Origin of the sequence: Mucilaginibacter endophyticus, from assembly GCF_003351025.1 — a bacterium.
In the GTDB taxonomy this organism is placed as follows: Bacteria; Bacteroidota; Bacteroidia; order Sphingobacteriales; family Sphingobacteriaceae; genus Mucilaginibacter; species Mucilaginibacter endophyticus.
The window spans coordinates 1,331,930-1,356,951 of record NZ_QPCG01000002.1; the positions used below are offsets into that span (position 1 = coordinate 1,331,930).

General features: G+C 44.0%; 18 protein-coding genes. 10 read left to right on the plus strand and 8 right to left on the minus strand.

Going from position 1 to position 25,022, the window contains the following annotated elements; all coding sequences use genetic code 11:
• Nucleotides 1-108: 108 nt before the first annotated feature.
• From DUL71_RS12980 to DUL71_RS12995, 4 genes are all read right to left on the minus strand, one after another.
• A complete protein-coding gene (locus tag DUL71_RS12980; RefSeq protein WP_114938446.1) occupies nucleotides 109-930 on the minus strand; it encodes a class I SAM-dependent methyltransferase in 822 nt (273 codons plus the stop codon).
• A complete protein-coding gene (locus DUL71_RS12985; RefSeq protein ID WP_114938447.1) occupies nucleotides 927-2,390 on the minus strand; it encodes a B12-binding domain-containing radical SAM protein in 1,464 nt (487 codons plus the stop codon). The genes DUL71_RS12980 and DUL71_RS12985 overlap by 4 nt, the downstream gene beginning before the upstream one ends.
• 140 nt (nucleotides 2,391-2,530) lie before the next feature.
• On the minus strand, nucleotides 2,531-3,577 hold the full coding sequence (locus tag DUL71_RS12990) for a radical SAM/SPASM domain-containing protein (RefSeq protein WP_161964429.1): 1,047 nt from the start codon (nucleotides 3,575-3,577) through the stop codon (nucleotides 2,531-2,533).
• A gap of 9 nt (nucleotides 3,578-3,586) precedes the next feature.
• Entirely contained in the window at nucleotides 3,587-5,089 is a 1,503-nt protein-coding gene (locus DUL71_RS12995) for a B12-binding domain-containing radical SAM protein (protein WP_114938449.1), read from the minus strand.
• Nucleotides 5,090-5,407: 318 nt separating this feature from the next.
• Between DUL71_RS12995 and DUL71_RS13000 the strand changes: the two genes are divergently transcribed.
• The 6 genes from DUL71_RS13000 to DUL71_RS13025 are packed head-to-tail and all read left to right on the plus strand — an operon-like array spanning nucleotide 5,408 to nucleotide 11,266.
• On the plus strand, nucleotides 5,408-6,160 hold the full coding sequence (locus DUL71_RS13000; protein WP_114938450.1) for a class I SAM-dependent methyltransferase: 753 nt from the start codon (nucleotides 5,408-5,410) through the stop codon (nucleotides 6,158-6,160).
• Nucleotides 6,147-7,304, plus strand: a complete 1,158-nt coding sequence (locus DUL71_RS13005; RefSeq protein ID WP_114938451.1) for an amidohydrolase family protein — start codon at nucleotides 6,147-6,149, stop codon at nucleotides 7,302-7,304. Before DUL71_RS13000 ends, DUL71_RS13005 begins: the two co-directional genes overlap by 14 nt.
• Nucleotides 7,301-8,305 (plus strand): polysaccharide deacetylase family protein, encoded by a 1,005-nt coding sequence (locus DUL71_RS13010; RefSeq protein ID WP_114938452.1) that lies wholly within the window; start codon nucleotides 7,301-7,303, stop codon nucleotides 8,303-8,305. Before DUL71_RS13005 ends, DUL71_RS13010 begins: the two co-directional genes overlap by 4 nt.
• Nucleotides 8,298-9,233, plus strand: a complete 936-nt coding sequence (locus DUL71_RS13015) for a GNAT family N-acetyltransferase (RefSeq protein WP_114938453.1) — start codon at nucleotides 8,298-8,300, stop codon at nucleotides 9,231-9,233. The genes DUL71_RS13010 and DUL71_RS13015 overlap by 8 nt, the downstream gene beginning before the upstream one ends.
• Nucleotides 9,234-9,242: 9 nt before the next feature.
• Nucleotides 9,243-10,163 carry a hypothetical protein gene (locus DUL71_RS13020; RefSeq protein ID WP_154402379.1) on the plus strand — a complete coding sequence of 307 codons (921 nt, stop codon included), beginning with the start codon at nucleotides 9,243-9,245 and terminating at the stop codon, nucleotides 10,161-10,163.
• Entirely contained in the window at nucleotides 10,163-11,266 is a 1,104-nt protein-coding gene (locus DUL71_RS13025; protein ID WP_114938455.1) for a glycosyltransferase family 4 protein, read from the plus strand. Before DUL71_RS13020 ends, DUL71_RS13025 begins: the two co-directional genes overlap by 1 nt.
• A 278-nt stretch (nucleotides 11,267-11,544) precedes the next feature.
• Here the strand turns inward: DUL71_RS13025 and DUL71_RS13030 are convergent, their stop codons facing one another.
• Nucleotides 11,545-13,200 carry an ATP-binding cassette domain-containing protein gene (locus tag DUL71_RS13030; protein ID WP_114938456.1) on the minus strand — a complete coding sequence of 552 codons (1,656 nt, stop codon included), beginning with the start codon at nucleotides 13,198-13,200 and terminating at the stop codon, nucleotides 11,545-11,547.
• Nucleotides 13,201-13,508: 308 nt separating this feature from the next.
• Nucleotides 13,509-15,179 carry an alpha-amylase family protein gene (locus tag DUL71_RS13035; protein WP_114938457.1) on the minus strand — a complete coding sequence of 557 codons (1,671 nt, stop codon included), beginning with the start codon at nucleotides 15,177-15,179 and terminating at the stop codon, nucleotides 13,509-13,511.
• A gap of 225 nt (nucleotides 15,180-15,404) precedes the next feature.
• Here DUL71_RS13035 and DUL71_RS13040 point away from each other — a divergent pair, with 225 nt between their 5' ends.
• The 4 genes from DUL71_RS13040 (at nucleotide 15,405) to DUL71_RS13055 (ending at nucleotide 21,991) form a co-directional block, all read left to right on the plus strand.
• The gene (locus DUL71_RS13040) at nucleotides 15,405-15,947 is read left to right on the plus strand and encodes an RNA polymerase sigma factor (RefSeq protein WP_161964430.1); all 543 of its coding nucleotides are present in this window, start codon (nucleotides 15,405-15,407) and stop codon (nucleotides 15,945-15,947) included.
• Between the two features lie 82 nt (nucleotides 15,948-16,029).
• Nucleotides 16,030-17,055, plus strand: a complete 1,026-nt coding sequence (locus DUL71_RS13045) for a FecR family protein (protein WP_161964431.1) — start codon at nucleotides 16,030-16,032, stop codon at nucleotides 17,053-17,055.
• Between the two features lie 139 nt (nucleotides 17,056-17,194).
• On the plus strand, nucleotides 17,195-20,386 hold the full coding sequence (locus DUL71_RS13050) for a TonB-dependent receptor (RefSeq protein ID WP_114938460.1): 3,192 nt from the start codon (nucleotides 17,195-17,197) through the stop codon (nucleotides 20,384-20,386).
• Nucleotides 20,387-20,410: 24 nt separating this feature from the next.
• Nucleotides 20,411-21,991 (plus strand): RagB/SusD family nutrient uptake outer membrane protein, encoded by a 1,581-nt coding sequence (locus DUL71_RS13055; protein ID WP_114938461.1) that lies wholly within the window; start codon nucleotides 20,411-20,413, stop codon nucleotides 21,989-21,991.
• Nucleotides 21,992-22,356: 365 nt separating this feature from the next.
• Here the strand turns inward: DUL71_RS13055 and DUL71_RS13060 are convergent, their stop codons facing one another.
• Nucleotides 22,357-23,658 carry a sensor histidine kinase gene (locus tag DUL71_RS13060; protein WP_114938462.1) on the minus strand — a complete coding sequence of 434 codons (1,302 nt, stop codon included), beginning with the start codon at nucleotides 23,656-23,658 and terminating at the stop codon, nucleotides 22,357-22,359.
• Nucleotides 23,642-25,015, minus strand: coding sequence for a sigma-54-dependent transcriptional regulator (locus tag DUL71_RS13065; protein ID WP_114938463.1), 1,374 nt, complete (start codon nucleotides 25,013-25,015; stop codon nucleotides 23,642-23,644). The genes DUL71_RS13060 and DUL71_RS13065 overlap by 17 nt, the downstream gene beginning before the upstream one ends.
• Between the last annotated feature and the right edge of the window lie 7 nt (nucleotides 25,016-25,022).

Sequence of the window (25,022 nt, forward strand, 5' to 3'; positions counted from 1 at the left end):
TCGAAGGGTCGCGCGCAGAGGCCCTACACACCATGCTTCGACTGGCTCAGCATGACACCCGTTTTGAAACTTGTCAAGATGATTTAATTCGTTAATGAGGGCACGCCTTTACTTCTTCCTCAACGAAATAATATAATAATCCCCGATATATTTAAACGGCCAGGTAGTTTTTAACCTGTCTTCCCAGGCTGTCAGTATTTTATAAACACGTGGATGCTTTTCGGCAAAACCCTCAATATATGATGGTGGCACTATGGTACATAACCCTTCAATACTTAATACTTCAAAATCCTGTTTTAAGCGTTTTTTGATGTATGACGGATTGTAGTAGAAACAGTCAAAGTAAACACCTTCAACATGGGCCTTACGGCCTTTGCTGCTAAAAAAACGACGAAAAGCAGTTTTGAACTTCCCTTTAAATACCAGCAAAGTTTCCCAAAGGCAAAACTTGGGCAATATTACAAGAGTGACCATACCGCCCGGATTTAATAACTCGCCAAATGAACGTAGTACTTTATCCAGTTCGCCGGTACAATTGAGGCCTGCAAAGTTGGAGAAGATCAGATCATAAGGGCCCTTATTAACAAGCTGTTCGAGCTGGGTAAATGAGCAAAGCTCATTACTTACCAATTGCTGTACGCCATGCCTTAATACCTTTTCCCGTAGTTGCTGCTGCATCCCTTTTGAAATATCGGTAGCGTGAACCTTAAAATCTTTTTTTGCAAAAAACAGGGCATCTTCGCCGGTACCGCTGTTCAGTTCCAGGATACTGCCTCCGGGCTTAAGATATTGCAGAATATGGTTGCGTACCCGCTTGCGTTTATAACCAATGATGGTATCTCCTGAATACAGCTCATCAAAAATTACCGACTGGTTACTGAACGCCGCTTCGGCAAATTGTTCATTTACATGTGTTGCAGTTCCGGTCATATCGCTTTTTCAAATTTCTCCAGCTTTAGCTTTTCAAAGTAAGTAAGCGGGGCGTAATAAAATACCGATAACGCTTTCTTTATACCGTTTGCAGAAATCCCGAACGGATCTTTCAGCAATTTTTGCAAGCTGTTTTGAGCCAAATGTTTGTGATAGTTACGGTGCACGTATTTATGCAGTTGCTTGTAGTAATAAGCAGGATAAGTGTTCTTGAACATCAAGGCCATCTCGTCAGAATCTGTCCAGTTGGTTTTCTTTTTAAGCTCGGCTTTAACACGTTCATAAAAACCGGTACCAGGTAAGGGATATGATACCGATATACCTATCTCATACGGCAGCAATTGATTGATCATATCTATGGTCAGCGTAATATCGTCGCGCGTTTCTTCTGGATAACCAAACTGGATAAAGAACGAGTGCTTGATGCCATGCGCTTTCATGAGGTGCGTAGCAGTGTGGATCTGATCTATAGTGATGCCTTTATCCATAGCATCGAGTACTTTTTGCGATCCGCTTTCGGCCCCTATCCATACATTTTCACAACCGGCAGCGGCCAGTGCCACCACAGCTTCCTCTTCAACCAGCAAATCGGCCCGCGACTGGATCTTGAAGCGGATCCGGATCCCTTCCTGCCCCAACAATTTGGCAAACTCCTGCACCCAACCGGGTTTCAGTCCGAAAATATCATCGCAAAACCAGATATGATCCATGCCATACCTTTCCTTCAGCATTTTAATCTCGTTCACAATATACTGCGGACTATGCGAATTGTACCTGTTACCATAGATAGGTTTGGCGCACCAGTTACACTTGAACGGGCAACCACGGGTAGTCACCACATTAATTGAAAAATAGCCGGCATTTTTTAACCACATCTCCCGGTAAGTATCCATGTTCACCAAATCCCAGGCGGGTATTGCTAAGGTGTCCAGCTCTTTCATTACTGAACGGCCGGGAGTTTTAATGATTTCGCTGCCGTTCATATAGGCTAAGCCTTTAATACCGAAATGATCGGTATTGCCGCCTTTAATATGCTCTGTAAGTTCAATTAGCGTTTGTTCCGCCTCGCCCAGGATAACAAAATCAGCCCCCTCTGCAAGATAGGCCGCGTACCTATCGGTCGAATCGGAACTTGAAACAATTACCGTGCATCCTCTTTCCTTTGCCAGCTTTGCCATTCTAAAAGCAGCCTCGCGCATGTTGGTCAGGCACATTTTGGTGAGGTAATTGAACCCATCGTCATAAATCACAAAAAAACTGGGTTTACTCAGTTCAATGGCCGGTATTACTTCATCGGGGTTGCTCACAAACATGGTATCAAACAGGCTTACGTTATAACCTCGTTCGCGCATTAAAGCAGCAGCATATATGGTTCCCAGCGGTGCATAAGGCTGCCCTATACCCCATTGCTTGGGATCAAACCGTAAAAAGTAAGAATGTGTAAACAGTATATTGTTCATACGTTTTTAAGCCCGTTTCTAAATTTCGTCTTTGCAAGTTCAAGCGTCCACGCTTACTATGAACCGGGAGCGTGGAGGCTCCTACTTTGAATAATTCAAGCGTAGACGCTTGAACTTGCTACGTTTTTATCTTTTCTATACTAATCTAACTTCGCCAAAGGCGATAAATTAAGCGAGCACACGCATTTAACACAGGTAGGATTATTAGCCATATCCAGTGTTTTACGAAAGTTGATCGCTTCGTTACTATTCAAAATATCCTCCAACTTATTATCCCTGATGTTGCCTATCGCCTCATGAAAAAAACAAGGGCGCACTTCGCCGTCGGCCTCAATAACTGCAGATACCCAAGGCGCATTGCACTTTTTAAACGGGAATGCATTATGGCCGTAAAAAGCCGCGTAATAGCCATAAATATCCTGGATCTTAGCCGGCGACTCGGCAATGAACCTGTTGGTAAAATCAGCTTTGTTTGCAAGTACCTGATTGGTTATTTCCTGAAACTCGGCGAGTTCATTTTCCGTAGGTAAGATTTCATGCTGCCGGGGTTCGGCCCAGGCAGTTTGACGGTTGAATGCGTGGCTGCTCACATCGGCAGGCAAAAAGCTTACCTGGTCAATACCCATTTGCCTTGCAGCTTCAATAATAGCGGGCCAGTTCCTGTAATTTAACCGGTGGATCACCGTACGCGCTGTAATGCGATATTTTGGCTCGATAGATTTGATGTACTCCACCCCTTCCCGCAACTTATTGAACGCCCCCGGAACATTACGGATGGCATCATGCAAAGGCTCGTCGCCATCTAAAGAAACAATAAGATCATCAACCCATTTTAAGATATTGTCTGCGTTTTTTTTAATAGACAGGCCTGTTGATAGTAGCGTAACCTTGATCTTTTCGGCGTGCAAGATTTCACATAGCCTGAAAAAATTGGTATTCAGCAAAGCCTCTCCTCCCGACATCAACACTTGTCTGGTGCCGAATTTCCGTAAAGCACCCAACAGGTCTGTTACATCGGCTTCAGTAAGTTGTTTCAGGTTTTTATTATCCTTCCAGATATCGCACATTACACAACGGCAATTACAGGCGCTGTGCGGCATCAGTATTACGATGGGCAACGCGGCTATGCGATGCGTTTGCAGGGTGCGGAAACGCTGAAAGGTATGATATAACGATTGGCCAGTCATCTGCATAAATTAAAATCCCTGTATTTCGGGCTGCCTGTAGCGCCAAACTTTTTGTAACAACTTGATCTCGTAAGGGTATTGATACATGCTGGCCTTATAGCGCATTGTAGCCACCAGTTTAATAGCCATACGTTTAAGCATATTCAGCCTGATATCGGTTACCGTTGGATACACGCCGTTCAGCACTGTTTCAAAATTCCTGATCTTGTCAATCATATCCGGTGTAAGCCATGGTGTAAGCGGATTTTTGCGCAAATCAAAACTTTCCCAGGCTGGGCTTATCCAGTCTTCCAATGTTTCCGGAAAGCGAAACCCACTCTTGATCACTTGCTTGTAGAGCTCCGATCCTTCGGTAGGTACGGGACTGTAGGTATAAATCACGATCTCGGTTTTAGGGTTTACCGCCTTTACCTTCTTAATAAAATCTATCTCAAAATCAATTTGTGATTGTACCTGCTCCTGCGTTGGGGCCGGTGTGCCCAGTACAAATGAATATTCGGGAATGATGTCGAACTTTTTTAGACGCTCGGCAAACTCGATGATCTGGTCGCCGGTTTGGGTGCCGCCTTTATCCATTTGTTCAAGGATGGCATTGTTGCCGCTTTCCGCACCAAAAAAGATGATCTTACACCCCGACTCGCGGATAGCCGCCAGCGACGAATCTTTGAATTTTGACATGGTATCGATACGGGCCATGCCCCACCAGGTCATGTTTTCGGGCTTTATCAACCGGGCAAATTCAACCGCGCGTTTTTCTGATACAAAAAAATTGTTATCATGAAACTCGATGGCATCGGCTCCCCATTTATCTTTGATATATTTTACATCATTATAAACGTTCTGTGCTGATTTAGCTTTCCATCTTGCTTCATAAATTGGCACTACCGCGCAAAATGAGCAGGTGAAGGGACATCCAATACTGGAGTGGTATGCCATTGTTTTTTCGCCCAGGTAGGTTTTACCTAAAAACTTGGTGATGGGATAAAAAGTATTCAGTTTATCATATGGCAGCGCTGGCAGGCTATCCTGGTCTAAAAGATCTTCCTTGGCGGTTTTGATGATCTTACCATCTGTTGCCTTGTAAATGAGGTTGCGGATAAATTCATAGGGCTCATTTTTTTCAAGGGCATCAATCAAGGCGGGAAAGGCATGATCGCCGGGGCCATTGATAATAAAATCAACATAACCCGAATATAAAACCGCGTTAGGCTGATTTGAAGGAAAGTATCCTCCCCAAATCATTTTAGTATCGGGGTATTTTTGTTTGATAGTTTTAGAAGCTATAATAGCCTGCCTTAATTGCGGCCCCGGCATCACCGTAAAACCGAAATATTTAAACTCGCCGGTGCTTAAATAGCTGTCTATTTTCACCATCGGGTCATGCTCACAATTGCCGTCAACAATAACCCAGTCATATTTTCCATCAACCGATGCCGCTATGTTCAAAATCGAATTTGGTATGCGGTATTTGTTATTAGCGCTGCGCGGGTTAAATAATAATATTTTGTTCATCTGTTAGTGTCAATACTTTGCTTTTACCTTCAATCCCCCGGCAATGGGCTTATTTTTTTGTTTAAGCGGCCTGTAAAGCACCCCTGCCAGTACAGAGCCAACATCCAAAATAAAACCCACTGCCATACCCAATCACAAATGCGGGGGGATTGCCCATACAACAATTATCTCTGAGCCTCTGCACAATCACTCTCACGTTAATAAATACGCCCTGTTTTTTATCCGGGTTGCCTGCGGTTATAAATAAAGTGATTGGCAACCATTATTATTTAATAGCCGTATTTGCTGATATAAGGTTGTATTTAAATCCCCTGTACTGTGATCCAAACTGTAAAGAATTATATCAAGCAGCGCTTTTTCCCGCCAAACATCCTGGAGAAAAATTCGGTGGATGCGTATGACATCTGGGCCGAAAACTATGACCAACAGCCTGGCAACTTGATGCTTGATCTGGATGAGGTATTGTTTCCGCGACTGGTTACAGATACGGTTATTACCGGGAAAAATGTAGCCGATATAGGCTGCGGCACCGGCAGGCACTGGGAAAAGCTGTTTGCATTAAACCCTGAAAAGCTTACAGGTTTTGATACCTCCGGTGGGATGCTGGCCCGCTTGCAGCAAAAATTCCCTTCGGCTAATATTTACCGCATTACCGATGACCTGTTTGGCGATATGCCCTCGGGTAGTTTTGATACTATAGTTTCAACGCTTACGGTTGCCCATATCAAAAACATTGACGCTGCTCTGCAAGCCTGGATGCGGATCCTGAAACCTAATGGCGATATCATTATCACCGATTTTCACCCGCACACGCTGGCCAACGGCGGCAAGCGTACATTTAAACATGGCGACAGTTTTATAGCGGTTGAAAATTATGTGCACCCGGTAAATGCCATTAAAGATTTACTATTGAACAACAACTTTAAGCTGGTTGCCGAAGAGGAAATTAAAATAGACGAAAGCATGAAGCATTACTATGCCGATAAAAACGCGCTTCATGTTTACGACCGATATAAAGGCTTCCCTATTATTTACGGATTGCATTTAAGAAGAACAGATGGTACTGAGTAATGTGACCATACCGGGAAACAATGCTGCTGTGAGCATAAGCATAAGCGAAGGCAAAATTATACAGGTTGCCCCCGCTATTGCCAACGACCGCGAGCAGCTCACCTTTGTTGACGCCATTGCCTTTCCGGGATTGATTAACTCACATGACCATCTTGATTTTAACCTTTTCCCCCAGTTAGGCAATCAAACTTATGAAAGCTACACTGAATGGGGCAAACATATCCATCGGGTTTATGCCGATGAAATTTCATCTGTATTGAAGATCCCTATTGCTTTGCGCGAGCAATGGGGAATTTATAAAAATCTGCTCTGCGGTGTAACAACCGTTGTAAACCACGGCGAAAAAGTTACCATACATGATCCGCTGATCACGGTGTTTGAAAACTGTCAAAATATCCACTCGGTTCAGTTTGAAAAAAACTGGAAAAAGCGGCTCAATAACCCGCTTAAAATAGGCCTCCCTGTAGTGATCCATTCAGGCGAAGGCACCAACAAAGCAGCACATACGGAGATTGATCAGCTTATTAAATGGAACCTGTTCGGGCGGAGGCTGGTTGGTATTCATGGGGTCGCTATGGATACCAGGCAGGCCAAACACTTTAAGGCATTGGTATGGTGTCCCGAATCCAATTATTTCCTGCTTGATAAAACCGCCATCATTCATGAGTTGAAAGCAAAAACAGGTATTTTATTTGGTACAGATAGTACGCTTACCAGCCATTGGGATATCTGGCATCATCTCCGCCTTGCGCGCAAAACGCAAATGCTTACCGATCATGAGCTGTATCATTCCCTTACATCGTTACCGGCCAAAATCTGGAAGCTAAATACCGGCAGCTTTATTGCCGGGCTTGATGCCGATATCGTGATAGCCAAATCAAACGGAAAGCCAAGTCTGCAGGCCTTTTATGATGTTACTCCTGATGATATTTTATTGGTAATGCACAAAGGCGAGATCCTTTTGTTTGATGAGTCGCTTTATCATCAGCTTACAGGCATCATCACCCAGAGTTATAATAAGATATTAACCGGTAATAGTTTCAAATATATACAGGGCGATATCCACGGATTAATAGCCGAAATAAAAAGCTATAAACCCGACGCCGGTTTTCCTGTGCCCTATCCTATACAGCCAGCTGCATGAGTATCATCAAAAAAATATGGTCAAGATCAAAGCGGAAGGCTACTTATTTAAGCGGCGATGCACGCCATGTTTTGGGACTGGATAAGGAGCTTTATCAAAATGCCCGCGGAAGTCGCATTATCCTTTACCACAATGTTTGTAAAGGCGATCCGCATAAATTCAACACCCTGTTCCTGACCTGCGAAAGGTTTGAAGAACACCTGCAGTACTATAAAAAGTACTTCAACGTGGTTTCGCTTGATGATTATTATGCAGGGAATTTCAGTGATGAGAAATTTAACATCTGCCTAACTTTTGATGACGGGCTGGCCAACAACTACCATTACGTTCTGCCCTTACTGACCAAGTATCGTATACCGGCTACCTTTTTTGTTACAGCCATCCGCGATGCAGGTTTTGATATTTTATGGAACGATATGCTAAGCATTGTCGGATATTACGGCCCCGAAAAGTTCACGTATAAAGATCAAACCTATCGTAAAAACCGGAACAACAAATATGTTGATGAAAACGGCGCCCTTTATGCCGACAAGCTGAGATCGACCGGGTTCAACGAAAAAGCAGCACTCATGAGTTTTCTTGAGCAGCTTACAGGTTTTAAAGCAAACCGGCAGGATGATGATTATTGGCTGCAGATGACTCCGGCACAAATTAAAACCATGTCTGCTTCGGCTTATGTAAACATCGAGGCGCATGGTTATTACCATAATGATCTTGCACGTATCCCTTCAATAAGTGCGGCAAGCGAAATGACCATATGTAGGCAATATCTTGAAAATTTAACAGGCAAGCCAATCAGCAGCTTTGCTTTCCCTTATGGCTCATACAATGAGCAGGTTTTAAAAGATGCCAAAGCAGCCGGTTATACGCAACTGCTCGTTACTGATTTTATGAATACCAAGGATGGGCAGGATAATACCTTACGCGAACGCTTTACCGTAAACCCGTTCATATCCACTGCCAACCAGTTAAACGCAATAATAAGGGGGAGCTATGCATAGCAACGGGTACAGGATAGAGCGTTTAACCGAGGAACGGCTTGCCGACATGACCAGTCTGCATAAAGCAGTTTATGGCAAAGCATTACCGTCCGATTTCTTCGCCCGAAAGTATAATACTGCATTTACCGGCGTCATGTATACCGGTTATCTGGCCTATGCCGGTGACGTACCCGCAGCGTTTTACGGCGTGATCCCCTGTTTTATAAACTGTGATGGGCAGCCTGTTTTGGCTGCCCAATCGGCAGATACCATGACCCATCCCGATCACCGGGGCAAAGGACTGTTCATTAAACTGGCCGAGCTTACTTATGAACTTTGCTATACGGAAGATGTCCGGATCCTGTTTGGCTTTCCCAATCAAAACTCCCTGCCGGGCTTTATAAACAAGCTCGACTGGCAGGTGTCCGCCCAAATGGAATGTTTTATTATCCCGGTTAAAGCCCTCCCGCTGGAAAGATTGGCCAATAAGTTCCCGCTTTTAAAAGGGGTGTACGGATGGTATGCAAAACGAGTGATCAAAAAGTATGCGTCATTACAGTGCGGAGTGCCAAGCACGTTGATTAATGAAGGCTTCCATGGGCTGCACAGGGATGGCTATTATCTTGGCCATAAAACATATACCGAAAGCTTTACCATTAAAACAGGCGATACTTCGGTATGGTTCAGGATTGCCGACGGGATGATAATAGGCGATATCAATATTGCAACTAACGACCTGCGCGATATTATACCGAGGCTTAAGAAAATAGCCAGACGATTGGGATTACGAAAACTGCAATTCCAGGCCGATAAGCGATCTGCATTGAACACTTTTCTGAAACGCTATGCCGAGCCAATCCCTTCATTCCCCGTAATTGTTAAAGACCTTGGCGCACGAATGCCGCTTGATAAAATGGCATTTGCTTTTGCCGATATAGATATTTTTTAAGTGTTTGATATGATAACTCAACCGATCAGAAAACTTCTGTTTAACGGAAGTCCTATAAAAACCTTCTACATAACCCGCCTGCAGCAAAGCCAGATCAGGGAAAAGGTTTTTTTGAACGTTGCAGGTAAAAATCTTGATATCACCCGCAACAACAGCATGATATGCCTTGATCCGTTTTGTATGGCGGCCTGGCTACCCGCCCATGAGGCGGCGGACTTAAACGCAGCAAACGCTATCATTGAATTTAAAACCAACGGCATGTTGGGCGCTTCTATCAATGTATCGTTGATAGAAACTATAAATACCGGAAAAGGAAGCCTGCTTTTGTTAAGGATAGAAAGTGTCAGAAACCACCAGCTTAATGCGCTGAAACGAGAGATGCTTTTCAGGTATTTCCTACGATCAAAGAAGAACACCTACGATAGTCGCAAAGTAGTTAGTGCCCTGTACTCCTATCCACGCAGCATCATTATTGTTTCCTATGCCGATGATGAATATTGCAACGTTTTCCCGATGGATATTCACGGCTATATTGAGGAAGAGGGTATTTACTTATTAGGACTACGCACAACCAATATTACACTGGATAAAATCCTGAACGCCGGCAAAGTTGTGGTATGTGACACGGATACGGTCGACATCAATTCGGTTTATAACCTGGGTAAACATTCAAGCACAGCTCCAACGCCGGTAGATCAATTACCATTTGATACCGTTAAAAGCGAAGTTTTCGGTTTTCCTGTACCTGCGTGTTCGGGCGGATATAAAGAGATAGAAGTGTTTGAGCATAAAAAAATGGGCTACCACATGCTCATGATAGGCAGGGTGATTAATAACAAAGTATTAAAACCCAATCCAGAATCATTGTACCACGTGGGTTTCCTGCAATTTCAAAACAGCAATTATACCAGTATTGAGGGTTTATTTTAATGAGATACGTTTTCGTCAGTTACAACTATTCGCCCGATTTTGATGATCCTGAAGCATGGTTTGTCCGCACCCTGGGTTATACCGGTCTTATGGACCAGCTCAGCAAACGGCACGAGGTGATCAACGTAAAGCAGATCAATTATGAAGGTATTGTTAGCCATAATAACATCGCCTATCATTTTGTAAATTTCAGCAAGAAGAAACTGTATTTTAACTTCCGGCTTAATCTGTATGTTAAAAATTTAAAGCCCGATATTGTGATATTCCATGGCTTGCATCAACCCGTGCAGCTTATCCAGCTTGGGTTGATGCTGGATAAGCATATCCCCATCATTGTTCAAAACCATGCCGAGAAACCATTTCCCGGCGGGATCAAAAAATTGCTGCAAAAACTGGCGGATAGATATGCCCATGCCTACCTGTTTGCTTCGCATGATATGGGCTTGGAATGGGTAGCAGCGGGCAATCTCAAATCACCAGAAAAAATACACGAAGTAATGGAAGTGTCGTCTGTATTTTTTCCGATTGACCGCCCGGAAGCGGAATCTCAAACCAACACTAAAGAAGCCCCGGTATTTTTGTGGGTGGGCCGTTTAAATGACAATAAAGACCCGCTTAACGTAGTGAAGGCCTTTTTAAAATTTGCTCAGGGCTCTCCCGGAGTAAAACTGTATATGATCTATCATACGGAAGAACTGCTTCCTGAAATCAACAAATTGATAAACGCTTCACGAAATAAAGAAACCATACAACTAATAGGCAAAGTACCCCACGCCGATCTGTTATATTGGTATAACAGTGCCGATTTTATAATCTCCGGATCGCATTACGAAGGCAGTGGCACCGCTATTTGCGAAGCGATGTCCTGCGGGTGTGTGCCGCTGGTAACCGATATCCTCTCGTTCAGGATGATCACAAATAACGGCGAATGCGGGGTATTATACGAGCCGGGAAACGAAGCCGCGTTACTTGCCGTACTTCAACAAACATCGCAAATGAATGTGGCAGAAAAGCGAAGATTATCAATGGAATACTACAAGCGAAACCTATCGTTTGAAGCTATTGCAGAACGGATTGAGGAGATAGCGGAGGGGTTGGTATAATATCAATTCTTGCTTCAAAAACCTTGCGCTCGTTTGCAACGAGCGCTTAACCTGGGTTTACGTTTGTAACGTAAATCACAAGTGATAAAATCAGTTACTGGTCGAAGTTTAGCGATAGCGCAACTTCGTCCCCAAATTGGTTAAGCTTTCAGCTTAATCAACACTCCATAGCTTGTTTTAGGAAAATTCCTTACTTATTTTAATACACGGAAGCAGGATGCTTCCCTTGTTTAAGGACGAAGTTACACTATCGCTAAACTTCGACCAGAAAAAACATTTCATAGCGATATCACCTTATTACAAATCCCCAAACTGGCTTTGTTATGTGTGATCAGGATAATCATGGTACCCTGCAGGGCCAATTGTTGCAGTTTAGCCAGCATTTCATTTTCAGCATCGGCATCCATCTCGCTGAAAGGTTCATCCAATATCAACAGATCGCAATTATGATAAAGTGCCCTCGCCAGCATAATCCTTTGGCGTTGACCGCCGCTGATATTTTTGCCGTTTTCGGTAATGATCTTTTCTATACCTTCGGGATAACCGGCAATTAGTCTATTTAAGCCGCAAAATGCTAATACTTCGGCAAGCCTTTCCTCATCGATCGCTGCATCATCGAGCACAATATTCTTAGCGATAGTATCATAAATAAAGAAGGGCTGCTGCTTTACCAACGAAATATTTTTACGGTATAACCTGCGCGTAGTGGCAGCGGTAATTTTATCATTAATATAGATACCCCCCGCCGTCAGTTCTAAAAAGCCGGTTAACAAATTAATGATGGTTGTTTTCCCCCTACCCGAATTGCCCGAAATCCCCATAATATCGCCGGGAGCCATCTCAAAGTAAACCTCATTTAAAACTGGCTTTTCCAGATAACTGAAACTTACTTTTTCAAATTTCAATGAGGTGATATGTTCGTCAACAGTGTCATTAATTTGTGGTTTATCGCTTTCTTCAACCACCAGATCGGCCAGTATAAACTCATAGGTTTTCATTTGTCCACTGGCGTTCAGGATCTTGACAATACCAGGAATGATCTTATACGCCGCAGCCACGAAAATGCCGATAGTAAGGATACTGACTACTTCCGTATCGCCCATTAATTTATTTACAGCGATGAGGATAAAAAAGCCCAGCACAGCAAAAACTTCCATTAGCCGCGAAGGCAGATTTTGCCAGGTTTGCTGCGAGGCTATATTTTGGTTTAACTGTTGCTGATAGCTAAAAAACCTACGACTAAAAAAGCCATTTTTTTGGTAAATATTACTTTCAACATAACCCGCCAACGATTCATTTAAATGCTGGAGTGTTTTTTCACTCACAGCTTTGATCTGCCCGCGAATGGTTTTTAGTTTAGTTTTGATGAACCAACCTAAAACGCCAACAGGCGGCAGCAACAACACAAACAGCAACACAAATAAAGCTGGATGATACAGCATAATTGCTCCAATGGTAAAAACAATCAATACCGATTGGGAGATGATCTGCTGCAAATTGGTTAGAATGTAATGGCTAAACTCAATAGGTTGCTGACTGATACGCCGGGTATGGATTGATGAATCTATATGCACGTATGCGTTATAATCATCATCAAGATAATTCCGGATGTTTCTTTCAGACAACCTCGAGGCCACATCATAAAAAAAATGATGCTGGGCATTTTGAGCGAAAAACCCGATACAGTTTTTTAAAGCGAACAGTACCAGGAAAATCCCGATAAGCCACAGGGAGCGGTTATCGGCAATGGAAGCCGGCAAAAAACCCAGGTTATGCGCCGTATCTTGAGTATAAAAATTAACGATAAGCAGCAGCAAACCTAAAAAAGCGACATCCAGCAGCGCAACAACAATATCAGCTATAATAAGTCTGATGAATTTTGCTTTCTCCTGGTGATTAAGTATTAAGCCTATGCTTTTGAGAATCTGCTTCAAGGGGTGTTAACAATAAAGCCAGGTTTATTACCGGCTTTATTGTTGGTTACGGCTGTGGATGCGCAGGGGTTGCCTTTATCTAAAAATAGCGTCCTTGCGAGGAGGAACGATGAAGCAGTCGCATGCTCTACAGAGCGACTATGTTTCCAAAAAATAAAAATCATGTCATTGCGAGGAGCAGCGTGGGTAAAGTAAGGGGGCGACGCGGCAATCTCGTCGCCAGTACCATCGGTTTGACATATCCGACAGAATAGTTACGAGATTGCCACGCTTCACTCACAATGACATCGTGATTAAACGTCGTTTCCTTATGCCCAATCAAAATCTACAACTCTGCCATTCAACTTCCATTTAGTTGGCAGCATGGTTTCCATCCAATCCAATGGCTGGCCCAGTGGCTGTACTTTAGCGGCTTGTGCAAATGCTGTTTTCACGGCTTTCTTCTGCTCCTCGCCCATCGCCTCAGGCTGGCCCGAGATAAACAACGGTGCACCGCTTTCTGCCAATAATTGCAGCCATTGCTTGTTTCTTTTCCATTCAATATCTTTTGTTAAACCCACACAATCGCCATCTACAGCGTAAAATGCGTTGTGTTGCGGCAGGCGGAAAGCCAGCGTGTTAACCCCCATTTTACGGGTACGCGCCCATTCATGACCACTGGTATCATCACCAATACGGCAAAGCTCAAATACGCCTGCCGAAAGATGGCTCATGGTATTACAGCCTATCACATAAATGCCATCACCGGCAGCCTCGCGGATGGAGCGGTAAAGGTGCAGGATGATCTCGGCATTGGTTTTTGATCTATCATTAAAGTGCCAGCCCGGCGAAGTAAAGCTATCCTTCATATCAAAACCCCAGCGACCGGCAATATCGTAAGTGGTAAAATCATGCTTCACCATTTCGTAGCCCCATTGCTTGTACACATCAAAATTATGTTTGATCCTGGCTATATTTTCGGGAATGGTTGGGTCGAGCGTTGGATTTTTAGGATTATCCCTGCCGGGGATCTTTGGCGCCAGCAAACTCGCCTTTTCATCGTGCCTTGCACAAAGCGGGCGCATCCAGAGGCCGGGGCGCATACCCAGTTTTTTGATCTCATCGCCAAGGGTATGCATGTCTTTAAACTTATCGTTCGGCTTTGAAAAATCATCGTTCCAGCCACCATCACCCGGTAACAATGGCGAGTAAGTTGCCCAGCCTGCATCAATTACCGAGAAAGGTTTATTGCTATGGTCTGTAACCAGTTCGGCCATCATCGCTGTTGTTTTCTTGATCAAATCGGCCGAATTGTTACCGTAGGCAAAATACCAGTCGTTAATACCGTATACCGGTTGTTTGGGGATGCGTGGTTTATCGCACATCATTTTACAAAAGCGATGTGTGGCGGCAAAAGTGTCTTCGCCGGCTTTGGCGTTAGCGGTGATAACATCAGCAGCGTGCAGTTGTCTGTCACGCAATAATACGCCTACCCCGCCTGAGGTTGTATCTAAAGTAAGCTCGATATTATCGGCATTAACGCCCCACCAGCAAATACTATTGGCGCCGGTTTTCACACCGAAACAAGCTGTTTGCTTTTCATCATGTATAATTACGTACCATGGATTTTTAATACCCGCGGTCATTGTTTTCCATTCCAGGTCGCCGTAAGAACGTTCCCAGTGATCGCCCAGGAATTTGGCAGATGCACCGGTGTTATGCTTCCATTTTAAACGCACCGCGTTTAATTCCTGCTTTGGCGATGATACATAAATACCCAGCGCATTGCCATTGGTTTTCAAATTCACGCTGATCTCTTTGTAACTGTAGTGCGATCCGCCTGAGGCTTTAAGCTTAACCCATTCGGTACCCGATTGCGCCCAAACTTCATCAGGAGCGTTCATGATAGCGGCACCCTTTGAAGCCGAGTAAGTAAGCCTACTGAAAAGCAAGGCCGCCGATGTAGTTGCAGAAAGTTTTAGGAAATGCCGTCTTTGCATAGTTGATGTAATTGCGATATGATTATCTGTTAACGTAACATTTAAATTGGTTTACAACATTACTAAAAGGATTAAGCAAAAACTAATACGATCTTATTAATTTATTAAGAAAATCACATCCTATCGTAGGAATGAACATGCGATAAAGTTTAACAATAACTTAATCTACAAAAACAGAGCATTGTAACACCTTAGTTATATAATTGCCGAACCGATAAAATGATAATGGAGGATATAGAATTACTGTCGAAAATTAAAACAGACGACAGGGAAGCATTTAATTCTTTATTTTTAAAATACTATCCGCTATTGTCAGATTTCTGCAGGTTTTTAGGAGCAGATAATAATGACGGTGAAGACATTATAGCTGATCTGTTTTTAGACCTCTGGGTAAAAAGAGAGCGGCTGCAGATCCATACCTCCATAAAATCATACCTGTACGGGGCTATCAAAAACAGGGTTTATACGTTGAAAGGCAAAAGCCAAAAAGTTGAACTGTTGCCTGAAGAATACGCGTCGGATAAACCTATCGGCGATCACCTCCACCCCGATGAGATCCTGTTCAGGAAAGAACGCCGCCTCATGATTGAGCGTTTCATAGATGAATTACCGGAGCAGGGAAAACTCATTTTTTTAATGAGCTGGCAGCACCAGCTTGAGCACCAGGAAATTGCCGAAATTTTAAACATCTCGCCCAATACGGTAAAAACCCATATTTACCGGGCCATTAATTATTGCCGGAAGCGCCTGCTTTTGTTAAATAATTAGTCACAATATTAACATTACATTAAATCGTAAAATCATGTAATCGGATTGCAGCCTTTTGAATACTTACTTCAAAATGGCGCACATGGATGAACATCATTACCTATTGATCATAGGCTACCTGGAGGGAAAAATATCCGAAGAGGAAACCCAGTATTTATTGCAAAAAGTTCAAACCGATAAGGAATTTTCTGACGCGTTTGAAGATATCGCAGAGATCTGGTCGGCCAGGAAGCCCGTTCCCAGTAATACTATCAAAGCTAATGATGCCCTAAACCGCCTTAGTAAAAAAATAGATCAGCTGGGTACGCCATCCAACCAACAGGCAGCGCCAAAACCAAATGCCATTATTTTAAAACTAAGGCCTGTACTTGCAGTAGCGGCTTCGGTATTGTTCCTGGCTTGTGCATTCTGGTTTTATAAAACCCGCATCAGCAATAAAACTGCCAATACATTAGCCTTTATTGAAAACCATACCCCACCCGGACAAAAAAAGAAGATCAATTTGCCCGATGGTACCATTGTAACACTCAATGCATCGAGTAACCTGCACATTGCAGGAAATTTTGACGACGAGAAACGTGAAGTATATTTAGATGGCGAAGCTTTTTTTGATGTAAAACGCAATCCGCAGAAACCATTCATTGTACATACGGGTAAAGTTGCTACCCAGGTATTGGGCACGCATTTCAACGTATCGGCCTATGTTAATGACAGCAATATCACGGTATCGCTTGTGGAGGGCAAGGTTCAGGTTGATATGAATAATGATCTGTCCAAACGTGTCATTCTTGATCCTGGTAAGCAAATGATCTATTCAAAAAGCGATGGCCAGGCGCGTGTTACCGATTTTATAACTGAAGATATTACCGGCTGGAAGGAAAATAAGCTGGTGTTTAACTACGACAACTGGACCGACGCCGCTAAGAAACTGAGCAGATGGTATGGCGTACCTGTAAAACTGCAGGACAGTACCCTGCTGCGCTGTAAACTGAAGGGCACTTTTGATAATATCCCGCTAAATAAAGTGATGGAACAAATAAAAATGGTTTCGGATATATCATGGAAAATGCAGGATAAGGCCATGATCATATCCGGTAAATGTAACTAAGCACAAGAAAGGTAAACTTAATGAAATAAAGAAAAGCATAAAACAACAACAGGCAGCATGATAAGATCACACCGCCTGCTCCGTAATCAGGTCCTCGCCAAAGGGCCCAATTCAAATTAGTATTAGCAATCTCAAAAATATGAAAAAATATATATTCTCACTTTTAAGTGCGATTTATTTGATGTGCACGGTTGTACAGGCCGGAGCAACAAACCAAAGCCGTACTTCCGATCCGGTTTGCACCATCCAGGTTACCGGGAAATCAATCAAAGAAGTATTCTCCTTAATTGAAAAACAAACCGGCTTACATTTTATACACAATGCAACTGAAGCGCAGCTGGGCAAAAAAATCAGCCTTTCTGAAAATAACCAGCCTATCGACGAAGTATTAAAAAAAATAGCTAAACAGTCGGGCTTGTCATTTAAAAGGGCCGATCAAACCATTTATGTACAAACCTCGTCAAGAATACTGCGTGTTACCGGCAAGGTAACCGATTCGCAAACAGGCGAAGCCTTACCCGGCGTTTCGATAAGGATAAAAGAAAGCGCCGACGGAACAGTTACCGACGCAAACGGCAACTACCACCTTGAAGCGGCGGAAAATAGCATATTGGTATTTTCGTTTATTGGCTATCAACCGCGTGAAGCAACAGTGTCGGGCAGTACGCTTGATATTACATTAAAATCCGATCAAGCTGCTTTGAAGGAAGTTGTGGTTGTGGGCTACGGCAAGCAATCGCGTAAATTACTTACCAGCTCTATCGTAACTGTTCAGAATAAAGATTTTAACCGGGGCGCCTTGAGCAACCCGGCGCAGTTACTACAGGGTAAAGTTGCCGGCTTAAATATCACCCGCTCCGGCGATCCGAATGAAAACCCGTCTATTAGTTTACGCGGCCCTTCAACCCTGCGCACCGGCCCTGCACAAGAACCTTTTTATGTGATTGATGGCGTAGCCGGTGCCGATTACAGACTTGTTGCTCCTGATGATATCGAAACCATCGATGTATTAAAAGATGCCTCCGCCACAGCTATTTATGGTACCCGCGCGGCTAATGGTGTAATCATCATTACTACTAAAAAAGGCAAAAGCGGTCAAACCGCCATTTCATACAATGCTTATGCCGGTGTCGAAAAAATTGCCAACAGCATTAAAATGATGAATGCTACACAGCTTGCCGATTACCTGAGCAAAAATAACCTGGCATTAGACCCATCCGACCAAAAAGGCGCTAACACCGACTGGCAAAAAGAGGTAAGCCGTACCGCTTACTCGCAAAACCATAACGTTGCCCTTACAGGTGGTTTTAATCAGACTACTTACAGTGCTTCGGTTAATTATTTTGATGATAAAGGCATTTTAAAAGGCAGCGCGCTCAACCGCTTCACTACCAAAATGGCGGTAGAGCAAAAGGCATTTAATGACCGTTTGAAATTAGGCTTATCTGTAAACAACAGCACAAGTAATTCAGACATCATCCCCAATCAAAACATTGTGTTGTATAACATGCTGCGCTACCTGCCAACTGTTCCGGTAATGCAAAATGGCGCTTATACAGAAAACCTGCAACGCATACAATATTATAATCCGGTTGCTTTACTGGCCGATGCTTACCAAAAAACCAAAAGCAAACTGAGCTTAATAAATGCTACTGCTGAGTTAAAACTCCCGTTGGGTTTTACTTATAACATTAGCCTGTCTACCCAGAATGAGCAGGTTAACGGCGGCGCTTATTACAACAGCCAGTATACGCTTGACCAGGGCGTTCATGGCGAAGCTTACCGCTCGTCATTTGAAAATACCCGTAAAGTGGGTGAAACTTTTTTGACTTATGCTAAGACCACAGGCAAGCACGATATTAACGTATTGGCAGGTTACAGCTTACAACAGGACGTAAACGGCGATGGCTTCCAGGCCAACAACCGTAATTTCCCTACAGATGATATCGGGTACCTGAACATCGGCCTTGGCTCGCCGGCAGGTGATTTCAGGACCGATTGGGGACCAAACCTATATCAAAAGCTCCGTTTGATCTCTTACTACAGCCGCGCTAAGTACAGCTATGACAACAAATACCTGTTACAATTATCGTTAAGGCGCGATGGTTCATCAGCGTTTGGTGCAAACAATAAATGGGGCACCTTCCCTTCTGCTTCATTAGGCTGGAGGATCACCGAAGAGTCGTTCATGCAAAACCAGCATTTATTTAACGATTTGAAATTAAGGGCCAGCTACGGGATCACCGGTAACTCGCTGGGCTTTGACCCGCTCATCTCACAGATCAAATACGGTTCGGCTGGTGCATTTTATTATAATGGTGTGTTCACCAATTCAATAGGCCCCTCGCAAAATGCTAACCCCGACTTGAAATGGGAAAAAACCACCATGTACAACTTAGGTTTGGATTTCTCTTTATTCAACGGCAGGTTGAGCGGAACTATCGAAGCCTATGACAAAAAAACCAACGACCTGATTTACTTTTACCCGGTATCAACCACCCAGTATTTTGTTGGTACGTTAACAGCCAATGTGGGTTCAATCTCTAATAAAGGCTACGAGGTTACCATTAACGCTACTCCTGTAGCTACAAGCAGCTTTAAGTGGAATACCTCTCTTAACATAGCGCACAATAAAAACAAACTGGTATCGCTGTCAAACAGCAGCTTTAAACTTGACTCTATTCCGCAGGCAGAACCGGGTGGCCAGGGTGAAACAGGTTATAAGGTTCAGATCCTGAAAACGGGTTACCCGGTAGGCCAGTTCCTGCTATACAAATATGCCGGTAAAGATGCCAATGGTGTATCGCAGTTTTACAGCCACAGCGGCGGCGTTACCACCACGCCAACATCTAAAGACTATTTTTATGCCGGCAACGCACAGCCTAAATTGGTGTTCGGCTTTAATAACAGCTTTAGCTATGGCAATTTCGATCTTAACGTGTTTGTACGTGGCTCGCTTGGGGGCAAGATCCTGAACGCTACCTTGGCAGATTTAAACCGTACCAGCGACGTAAGGAGTTATAACCTGCCCGCATCATCGGCCAATGAGTCGCCTAAGGATGTGAACGCCTATTTATACTCCGACCGTTACATTGAAAGCGGCTCATACCTGCGCCTGGATAACGCTACCCTTGGTTACACTTTCCCTAAATTTACGCCGGGCATCCGCAATTTACGCGTGTATGTATCAGGTAATAACCTGGCCGTTATAAGCGGCTATAAGGGCATCGATCCGGAGATTTCATTAGGCGGACTTACACCGGGTATCGATAACAAAAACTATTACCCGCGCACCAGGGCTTTCCTGTTCGGTTTAAGTGCATCATTTTAAATCAAACACCATTAAAAGATCAACATGAAAACTTCCATTCATAAATACTGTGCCCTGCTTTTCGCGGCCATTACCATATCATCATGCACCAAAGTTGATGTGCCTGTTGAAACCGAATTAACTCCATCAAACTTCCCTACTACCCCGCAACAGTTTATTCTGGCTTCGGGAGCGGCTTACGCCCAGCTTAGAGGCTCATTTGCGCAATCATACTGGCAAATGCAAACCCTGAGTACCGATGAGGCTATTATGCCGGCAAGGGCAGGTGGCTGGCGCGACGGCGGCCGTTACCAACAGTTGCACTATCACAACTGGAATGCCGACCTGCCACAGGTTCAGGATGCCTGGACATGGGGTTTTGGTACCATCAGTACCTGTAACCGCATCATAGCTACGTTTGCTTCATCACCGGATAACGCTGCAAAAGCCACTACCATTGCCGAACTGAGGGCAACACGTGCCATGATGTTTTTCTTTATGATGGACTTATACGGCAACATTCCTGTGGTTACCACATTCGGCTCTGCCGATAAACCTGCTACTACCGCGCGTAAAGATGTATTTGCCTTTATCGAGAAAGAATTAAACGAGGTGATCCCTAACCTGAGTACCGTAGTTGATCAGACAACTTATGGTAGGCCAACCCAGTTCACCGCCTACGCTATACTGGCCAAAATGTACCTTAATGCTGAGGTTTACACCGGTACCGGCCGCTATAACGATGTGGTTAAAATGTGCGATAACATTATGCAATCAGGAAAATACGCCCTTGAGGATGATTATTTAAAGATGTTTTATCCGGATAACGGCCCTAAGGTTAAGGAGTTTATTTTTGCCATCCCTTATGATCATGCGCTGGCACAGGGTGAGCAGTTTAGCTGGTATTCGCTACACCCGGCACTACAGGCCAAATATGGTTTGTTATACCGTTTAAGTAACCCATGCAGCACCATTCCGTCGTACTATGCTCAATTTAACGATCCTAACGACATCCGTACCAGCCTTTGGCTTATTGGCAAGCAATATGATTTTGCAGGTAATCCTATCATCATTAAAACGACTAAAAAAGGTTTGGATGCTTCATACAGCGGCCCCGATCCTACTGCCCCGGTTGATTACCAGTTAACTTTTACGCCCGATCTTACCCTGGTCGACGTACCTACCTTTGAGGTTGGCGGCGACGAGCTGGGTAAAGCAAAAGGTATCCGCAATAATAAATATTACCCGGATGTTACAGCAACCGACCGTAACCAAAGTAACGACGTACCGGTTTTCCGTTATGCCGATATACTGCTGATGAAAGCCGAAGCCATTTTGAGGGGCGCTACTCCAACAAATGGAGAAACAGCTCTATCGCTAATTAACCAATTAAGGACTAAACGCAAAGCAGCTACCTGGAGCAGCGTTGACCTTCCCAACCTTTTACAGGAACGCGCACGCGAACTAAACTGGGAAACATGGAGAAGGAACGACCTGATCCGCTTTGGAAAATATGAAGAATCATGGGGTTATAAAACAGATAAAGACGTTAATAAACGCCTTTTCCCAATCCCATCTGCCGAGCTTATCTTAAACTCAAAACTGCAGCAAAACACCGGCTATTAATAATATTTGTACCCCTATTTTATTGCCTGGCTGTCCCGTTATTTCGGGGCAGCTTTTTTGTTTTTTCATACCAAATAACTGCTGCCACTCACCTCCTGGACACAACAGTAGGGAAGTTGAAAGATTGCCCGTAATGTTGGTGTAAAAAGCTATGTCATTGCGAGGAGGAACGACGAAGCAATCTCGTAGCTATGCAGATCGGACATGCATTGGCTACCAGATTGCTACGCTACGCTCAATGACATGTCTTTTATTTGTTTTTCTAAGCCATCGCCCTCTTTTGCCACGGCGGCCAGAGGCCGTTTGATAATCGCCACTCGCCTGGAGGCGAAGCGGCGGCGGAATACTTATTTCTATCTTTTATCTCAATCCCAATAAATCACAAACCCCGTCTGCCTTTCGGCAACAGTTTTCAATGAAAATTCAAATCCATGGTTCAGCATGATTTCGCGCACCAGGGTTAGGCCTATGCCTTGTCCATCTTTTTTTGTGCTGAAAAATGGAGTAAACAGGTTAACCTGCTGTTCGGGACTAATGCCTTTGCCGGTATCGGTAATGGTTAGCTTTTTTTCTTTGGGATCGATAGCAAATGTTACCGAACCGTTGCCGTCAATAGCCTCGATGGCATTTTTAACGATATTAATAAAAGCCTGTTCCAGTTGCTGCTCATCAGCCATGATCTTGATTGGTTCTTCCGGTAAATCAAGATTAAGCGATACGCCTTTTTCTTCGGCACGGATACTCATCAGCTTTACTACCGATTCTACGAGCTTTTGTAACATAACGGGCTGCTTGTTGGCCGGCGGCAGTTTAACCAGATCGGCAAAGTTGCGCATGAACAGGTTAAGGTTCTGGTTTCTGTCCATAGCTACCTGCAAGGCATCTTTTATTGGGTCGAAATCGTGCCCGGCCCAAAGCTGATCGGTTTTCATGGCCGATTGCATGATGGAATTTACCGGGCCGATGGTATTATTAACCTCATGCGCCATCATCCTGATCACTTTGCCGTAAACCTTCTTTTCGGCCGCAAGGATCTCGGCAGTCAAATCTTCCAACATGATAAAATGCCGCGAAAATCCACGGTCGATAAAGTGGGATTTTTGTAGTTTGAACGAGTTAACGCCGTCCAGCTTCACCACCACAGTTTCGCCCGATTTAAGGGCTTTGATATGTGCAAAAACAGGATGCTTTAATTCCCCAATCAATTCACCAACTACGGCTTTTTCATCAATAGCCAAAACCTGCAAAGCTTTAGGGTTTATTTGCTGCACGCGGTCATCAAAATCAAGAATAATAATACCTGTTGGCGAGGTATGGATCAGCTTTTCTAAAAAGAAATGCTGTTGCTCCTGTCGTGTCCGTTCGGTTCTTAGCTCGTCCATCATTTGGTTATAAACATCAATCAGCGCATCAACCTCCAGCTTACCGGTTGAAAGAAACTTTACATTAAAATCTTTGTCTTTTATGGCTTCAATACCCTGTAACAACATTTTTAAAGGCAGTACAAGCTGGCGGTAAAGCTGTATAGCCACAGCTGCCGATATCAGAACAAAAGCTTCGGCTATGATAAAATAGATTTTATTATCGATAAAAATAAACCATGCAAGCACCAGTGTTAGCAGGTGCAGGATCACCACAAATAAAATGTATTTAGTCCTCAGCTTCATCGTACGGGATCTGGTATTTTTCGAGGCGCCGGTACAGGGCGCTGCGCGTGAGGCCCAGCGCCGCTGCCGCCTTACTTATCTTATTTTTATGATGATCTAAGGCCCGCTTTATCATTTCTACCTCTACCTCTTCTAAAGTTAAGGTGCCCACTCCCGGCAACTGGATATTTCCCTTTTTTACCGGCGATAATTCCAGTTGCGACCGGAAATCATCAATACTTAATTCATCCCGCCGGCTCACTAAAATAGAACGTTCCACCAGGTTTTTCAATTGCCTGATATTACCAGGTAAAGGTAGCTGCTGTAACCATTTCATGGCCGATGGCGCTACCGACAGATTAGGCCGGTTATAGATCTGCTTTAAATTATTAATAAAAAAGCTAACCAGCAAAGGAATATCTTTCGGCCGCTCGCGCAAAGCCGGCAGGTAAACCGTGATCAAGTTGATCCTATAAAGCAAATCCTCACGAAAAGTACCACGAGATACCATCTCGTTCAGGTTTTTATTTGTCGCGCAAACCACACGGGTATCTACGGTTTTGGTACGACTGCTACCTAATACCTCGTAGGTACGATCCTGCAATACACGGAGCAGTTTTACCTGGCTACTGGCATCCAAATCACCTATTTCGTCTAAAAAAATGGTACCCTTGTTGGCCATTTCAAAACGACCTACCCTGTCAAACCGGGCATCCGTAAACGCGCCTCGGATGTGGCCAAACATTTCGCTCTCAAACAATGAGGTAGAAATACCGCCCAGATTAACCTTAATAAATGGCTTATTACGGCGGAGACTATTCTGATGAATTGCTTCGGCAATCAACTCTTTACCGGTACCGCTTTCGCCCATAATCAATACCGAAGCATCGGTTGAAGCCACGCGGCCAATAGTTTCCAAAATATCGAGCATCCGTGGATCCTCGCCTACAATATTTTCAAAATTGTAGGTTTTATCCAATTGCTTGCGGGTACGATGCTCTGTCTTTTTATCCTGCAGCTCGAGCAGTGTTTTTACCGATTGGATAAGGTGCTCGTTAACCCAGGGTTTATTGATAAAATCGTTGGCGCCAAGCTTCATGCCTTTAACTGCCAGCTCAATACTGCCCCAGCCGGTTATCAGGATCACCGGAATGGCACTGCTAAAAGCCTTGATCTTTCCGAGCAGATCCATTCCCTCCTGCCCCGAGGTATCTATCGAAAAATTAAGATCAAGAATGATCAGTTCGGGAGCTTTTTTCCTGATGATCTTGAGGGCTTCAGTAGGTTCGCCGGTGCTCGCAGAATCGTAACCCTCACTTTTCAGCAGCAAGATCAGCGAGGTGCGTACGGCAATATCATCATCAATAACCAATATCATAACAAGC

Coding starts and splice junctions, on each gene's coding strand:
- DUL71_RS12980 (WP_114938446.1), bottom strand. CDS start 930: ATGACCGGAACTGCAACACATGTAAATGAACAATTTGCCGAAGCGGCG.
- DUL71_RS12985 (WP_114938447.1), bottom strand. CDS start 2,390: ATGAACAATATACTGTTTACACATTCTTACTTTTTACGGTTTGATCCC.
- DUL71_RS12990 (WP_161964429.1), bottom strand. CDS start 3,577: ATGACTGGCCAATCGTTATATCATACCTTTCAGCGTTTCCGCACCCTG.
- DUL71_RS12995 (WP_114938449.1), bottom strand. CDS start 5,089: ATGAACAAAATATTATTATTTAACCCGCGCAGCGCTAATAACAAATAC.
- DUL71_RS13005 (WP_114938451.1), top strand. CDS start 6,147: ATGGTACTGAGTAATGTGACCATACCGGGAAACAATGCTGCTGTGAGC.
- DUL71_RS13010 (WP_114938452.1), top strand. CDS start 7,301: ATGAGTATCATCAAAAAAATATGGTCAAGATCAAAGCGGAAGGCTACT.
- DUL71_RS13015 (WP_114938453.1), top strand. CDS start 8,298: ATGCATAGCAACGGGTACAGGATAGAGCGTTTAACCGAGGAACGGCTT.
- DUL71_RS13020 (WP_154402379.1), top strand. CDS start 9,243: ATGATAACTCAACCGATCAGAAAACTTCTGTTTAACGGAAGTCCTATA.
- DUL71_RS13025 (WP_114938455.1), top strand. CDS start 10,163: ATGAGATACGTTTTCGTCAGTTACAACTATTCGCCCGATTTTGATGAT.
- DUL71_RS13035 (WP_114938457.1), bottom strand. CDS start 15,179: ATGCAAAGACGGCATTTCCTAAAACTTTCTGCAACTACATCGGCGGCC.
- DUL71_RS13040 (WP_161964430.1), top strand. CDS start 15,405: ATGGAGGATATAGAATTACTGTCGAAAATTAAAACAGACGACAGGGAA.
- DUL71_RS13045 (WP_161964431.1), top strand. CDS start 16,030: ATGGATGAACATCATTACCTATTGATCATAGGCTACCTGGAGGGAAAA.
- DUL71_RS13050 (WP_114938460.1), top strand. CDS start 17,195: ATGAAAAAATATATATTCTCACTTTTAAGTGCGATTTATTTGATGTGC.
- DUL71_RS13055 (WP_114938461.1), top strand. CDS start 20,411: ATGAAAACTTCCATTCATAAATACTGTGCCCTGCTTTTCGCGGCCATT.
- DUL71_RS13060 (WP_114938462.1), bottom strand. CDS start 23,658: ATGAAGCTGAGGACTAAATACATTTTATTTGTGGTGATCCTGCACCTG.
- DUL71_RS13065 (WP_114938463.1), bottom strand. CDS start 25,015: ATGATATTGGTTATTGATGATGATATTGCCGTACGCACCTCGCTGATC.